Source organism: Gemmatimonas sp., from assembly GCF_044345575.1.
In the GTDB taxonomy this organism is placed as follows: Bacteria; Gemmatimonadota; Gemmatimonadetes; order Gemmatimonadales; family Gemmatimonadaceae; genus Gemmatimonas.
Map to the genome: position 1 here is coordinate 1 of NZ_JBIJAW010000252.1, position 4,967 is coordinate 4,967.

The 4,967-nt window shown below is 65.3% G+C and carries 3 protein-coding genes; all 3 read right to left on the reverse strand.

What is annotated here, in order from left to right:
• Positions 1-238: 238 nt before the first annotated feature.
• Positions 239-640 carry a GxxExxY protein gene (locus ACIQ6O_RS12850; protein WP_396208188.1) on the reverse strand — a complete coding sequence of 134 codons (402 nt, stop codon included), beginning with the start codon at positions 638-640 and terminating at the stop codon, positions 239-241.
• A gap of 370 nt (positions 641-1,010) precedes the next feature.
• Entirely contained in the window at positions 1,011-1,619 is a 609-nt protein-coding gene (locus tag ACIQ6O_RS12855) for a hypothetical protein (protein ID WP_396208189.1), read from the reverse strand.
• Positions 1,620-1,625: 6 nt separating this feature from the next.
• Positions 1,626-4,967: 2-oxoacid:acceptor oxidoreductase family protein (locus ACIQ6O_RS12860; protein ID WP_396208190.1), on the reverse strand; the 3,342-nt coding region annotated here is incomplete at its 5' end.

The following is a 4,967-nucleotide window of genomic DNA, read 5'->3' on the forward strand; positions in this document are numbered from 1 at the left end:
GGTGGGTGAGGGCATGTAGAACAGCAAATGCTTTCGTGGTTCTTTGTGTCCTCACGATGCTCGGTGAGCTCGGTGTGGACGCGTTTCAACCTTGAGGACGGCTGGCTTGGCCGGGGGACGCGTGAACACGGAGCTCACCGAGGTGGGTGAGGGCATGGAGAACAGCCAAAGCTTTTAGTTGTTCTTTGTGTCCTCACGATGCTCGGTGAGCTCGGTGTGGACGAGTTTCCTATATCGGCTACGCCTCGGTCGCGCCTTCCCGGTCGTACCCGTTCACAATGCGCTGGACGCCGTCGATGAGGCGATCGAACCCGAAGTTGATGAGCAGCCCGGTGCGATAGCCGGATAAGCGCAGATAGGTGAGCACCTGCCGGGCGTGCGCGTCGTGGGAGCGCTCCGAGCATTTCAGCTCCACAATGATCCGCTCGTTCACGAGCAGATCGATGCGATAGCCCACGGGGACCGTGTGCCCGTCGAAGGTGACTGGCAGTACCACTTGCCGCCTGACCCGGATTCCCTGATTCGAAAGGGCCAGCGCGAGGAACTCCTCGTATGCGGCCTCGAAAAGGCGTGGCCCAAGGCTCCGGTGAATCCGAATGGCTTCGCCGATGATGATGCGCGTCAGGTCGTCGTCCGTCATGCGCGCATTGTGCGGTGCCGTGTCAGTGGCGTGTCAGCGCGTGCGTGAATCGGGGCCGTCTCGCGGGAAACGCGTCCACACTGAGATCACAAAGCATGGTGAGGCCACAGAGAACGACCAAAATGTTTGGCTGTTCTCCATGCCCTCACCCACCTCGGTGATCTCCGTGAGCACGCGTTACCCCGGCCAATCCAGCCGTCATCAATGAAGAAACGCGTCCACACGGAGGTCACAAAGGATGGTGAGGCCACAGAGAACAACTAAAAGCTTTGGCTGTTCTCCATGCCCTCACCCACCTCGGTGATCTCCGTGTTTGCGCGTCCCCAATCGCGTCACCAATCGCGTCACCAATCGCGGCCCAAGCGGGCCCTCAGCCGAGCCCGAGCCCGCCCAGGTCGCCGTCGCCGAACAGCTGCGACTGCACCGTCGTGCGCTGGGCCCGCACCGCGTCCCAGCGCTGCGTGAACGCGGCGTCGAGGAGCGATTCGTGGCGCTGTACGTTCGCGGCTTTCGCCGCCACCGGCTTGCTCGCGTAGAGACTGCTCAGCAGCGTGCGCGAGAGCAGCGCCACGGGAATGCTCGTGTCGGCGTGCTGCGCCGGTTTTGCCCGGCACACGGGACAGAGCAGCTCCGCGGTGAAGCCGGTGGCCTCGCCGCGCAGCGTGAGGTGCAGATCGGAGGGGCTCCGGCACGCATCGCACACCGGAAAGGCACTCTCGGGATTCGGGTCGCCCGCGAAATCCAACGCCAACTGGTTCGCGAGCACGGCCTCTGGGAACTCGTGCCCCTTCGCGTAGGCGTCGCCCGTGCGATAGAGGTCCAGCAGCAGCGCGCGTTCGAAACGCTGGCCGGCCACGATGCCGGCGCCGGCGAGTCGCTGCTCGCCGGTCGCCGTGAGTTGATACGTCACCACCGACCCATCGATGCTGGTCAGCACATAGTGTGCATCCCGGCTCACGTACTTGTGCAGACGAGGCATCGCGCGTCAGCCGACCAGTTCGGCCAGGAGCGTACCAAGGTTGGCCTTCGCCTGCTCGAGGCTCAGCTCACCCTTGTCGATGCGCGCCAGCAGCGCCCGCTGCGCCGCATAGTCCTTGTTCGCGATGCCCGCCTTGCTCTGCAGCATGCGCCACGCCTTGCGACGCTCCACCGCGAACAGCACCATCTGCCGCGTCACGGCGTAGTACTTGAACGCGCCCTTCACCTCGGCCTTGATGAAGCAGCCGAAGTTGGGGATGAAGCTGCGGTGCGACTCGTCGAACACGCGCCGGTACGTCACGTCGTCCTGCGTCACGAAGTACAACTGGTCGTGCATGGGCGTGAGCGTGGCCGCCTCGGCTTCCGAGATCGCCTGCACATGCTTGCGGAAGCGCCCCTCGGTGAGCGCCCAGTGCGCCACGCCGAAGGTGAACGCCTCGCCGTTGCTGGCGAACTTGGTGTGCCACCAGTCGCGATCGATGCTCGGGTTGCCCTTGAGGTCGAACGCCTCCTGAATGGTTTCGCCCTTGCGCGGGTTGAACACGAACTCCGGCACCCCGCGGGCGTCGCGCACCATGCTCGCCTGGTCGGCGCTCATGTTGTCGCCCACGCCGTGCTCGGGCTGGCAGGTGGTGTAGCACTGGTAGAACGCCGTGCCGCGATACTCGAGCCCGTCGAGCATCGCCTTGTACATCCGCGGCGCATTGGCCACCGACACCTGACCCACGAAGGGCGAGCCGTGACCGCTGGTGAGCGCCTCGGCCACGTTCTTCTTCTCGGTGAGCTTCCCCTGCGACGCCACACCGAACTGGTTCATGTCGTAGCCGCCCAGCATGGTGCTGGAGTCGCTGTTCTGCCCGCCGGTGTTGGAGTACACCTGCGTGTCGAGCATGAGCATCTTCACGTTCGGGCGGTTCTGCAGCACCACCTTGCTCACGTTCTGGAAGCCGATGTCGCCGAGCGCGCCGTCGCCGCCCACCACCCACACCTTGGGCAGCTCGCGCACTTCCTGATCGGTCATGAGCGTGTCGTCGAGGTGCGTGAGGTGGAAGTAGTCCTCATCGCTCATCACGTTGCTCGGCCGCTCGAGAAGTGCATCGGAGAGGCGCTCCGGTGCCACCGAGCGACGGGCGTGCTCCACGATCACGCTTTCGGCCATCAGCCACGAGATCGTCGCGCCGTCCTGGAAGAGGGAGTTCATCCACGGATACGCGTGTGGATTGGCCGGCGGGGTGGATCCGTATACAGTGTTGCAGCCCGTGCTGGCGCCCATCATCATGACCGACATGCCGTTGGCGCGGCGCCCGTCGATAGCCTGCAGCTCGCGGTGGTTGAACGCATCCTGCCGCAGCACCGCGGCCAGCCCGCCGATGACCTGCGCGTCGGAGATGGGGCCGTGCTTCGCTTCGTAGCCGGCAATGCGCGAGGTGGTGTCGGCGTCGTTCTCGCCGCCGAGTCCCATCACGATGTGGATGAACGCCGTGCGGAATCGTGCATAGTCGGCGGCGTCGGCTGTCTTGAGCACAGCAAGCCGCGCAGCCCCGTCCTGCTCGAGACGTGCCGCCTTGCCGGTGAGCCGCTCGGCCTTCTTGTGATACAGCGGGCGCATGTACGCCTCGGTGACGCTGGCGATGGCGCGGAGCACGCTCTTTTCGCCGCAGCCGGCGCAGGCGCCGTCGCCGCTCACCAGGGCCTCGTAGTTGCGCCGCACCATGAGGTGGTTGCGCAGCGTGGCGTCCTTGGAGCTGGTGATGTCGTCGTCGTTGTAGAGACCGAGGAACTTCTGCGGGGTGTCGGGGAGCAGCCGCGAGAACACCTGCGCCGTGGTGAGATCGGCGTTCAGCTCCTCCGTTTCGCGCGTCATGCGCAGCGCGTCGTGATCGCCGCACACCTGCACGCACTCACCGCACCCCTTGCACAGGTCGGAGACGAAGATCGAGAACAGGCCGCCCTGGCCGGGGGTCTTGGTCTCGACGGTGCGGAAGATCGCCGGCACATCGCTGTAGGCCAGCGGCAGCTTGTCGATGATGCCGGTGAACTGCGCGCGCGACGTGTCGGCAATGCCTGTGACCGCCGCCACCTCTTCGCGCACGATGGTCTTGAACGGCACCTTGGTCTTCGCCTTCACCGATTCCATCATGCGCGTACGGGCGCGCTGCTCCAGCGCCGGCAGTTCGGTCAGCAGCGTCCGCCGGTCACCGCCGTCGGCCACGTAGTTCATCACCGCCGTGCGCAGCACCGTGCTGATTTCCTGCGCGGTGTTGGGGAGCGCCGTGTCGGGACACACCGAGATGCACTCCATGCACTGCGTGCAGTTCTCGGGGATGTACACCGGCGTTTCGCGGCGGGCGACGTACTTGGACTGCGTAGCGCCCGTGGCGGCGGCCATGATGCCCACACTGGCGAGCGCGCTGGCCGGCTGATGGTAGCCCAGCCCCGCGCGGAACTCGCTGTCGAACAGGTCGCGGCCCTTGAGCGGCGAGCGCTGCAGCTGCGTGACGGGCATGGAGAGCCCGCCACTGCCGCACGACCCGCACCCGGCCGTGGGCGGGAAGTGATGATCGCCGTACGGGGCGAGTAGCGGGTTGCGCATGCTCGAGCGGTCGGCGTCGTCGGTGCGGCCGCGCGTGATTTCCACCACCCGCGAAAACCCTTCGTTCATCACGGTCATGTTCGATTCCACGACCGCGTCACCGAAGCGCGCGAACTTCTTGACGTACTGCTTGCGGATGATCTGCTGGAACTGCTCGGGCGTGATGTGGTAGCGGTCGAGGAACGGCGACACCTTGAAGAACGCGCCAAGGAACGCGTTGCCCTGCATGCGCAGCTGCAGTTCCGTCTGGGTGGTGGCCTTCCGGGCGATGTCGAAGCCCGGCAGGATAAACACCTTGATGTCGTTCTCGATGATGAAGTCGCGGTGCATCGCCGGGATGCGCTGCCACGCGCTGTCGGCGCTTTCGCTCGACTCCCACACCAGCACGCCCCCGCGCTTGAGGCCTTCCAGCGGATTGGTGTGCGTGAACGCCTTGGGGTCGCAGCAGAGCACCACGTCCACGTGGTTCAATTCGCAGTTCACCTTGATCTGCGATGGCGCCACGGTGAGGTAGTAGTTGGTGGGGGCGCCCTTCTTCTCCGACCCGTACTTGGGGTTGGCCATCACGAAGAGCTTGTCTTCGAGAATGCCCTCCTCGTCGTAGGTGGGGTCCTGCTCGGCGAGATACTGCCCGAGGTCGCCGATGATGGCGCCGAGGTTCTTGCCGGTGGTGATCATCCCCCAGCCGCCGATGGAGTGGAAGCGCACGGCGATCGCGCCTTCCGGCAGCAGGCTCGGCGTGTCCTTGCTGATCAC

Bases quoted from the DNA above. Each gene is read 5' to 3' on its own strand.
- ACIQ6O_RS12850 (WP_396208188.1), bottom strand. From the start codon at position 640: ATGACGGACGACGACCTGACGCGCATCATCATCGGCGAAGCCATTCGG.
- ACIQ6O_RS12855 (WP_396208189.1), bottom strand. From the start codon at position 1,619: ATGCCTCGTCTGCACAAGTACGTGAGCCGGGATGCACACTATGTGCTG.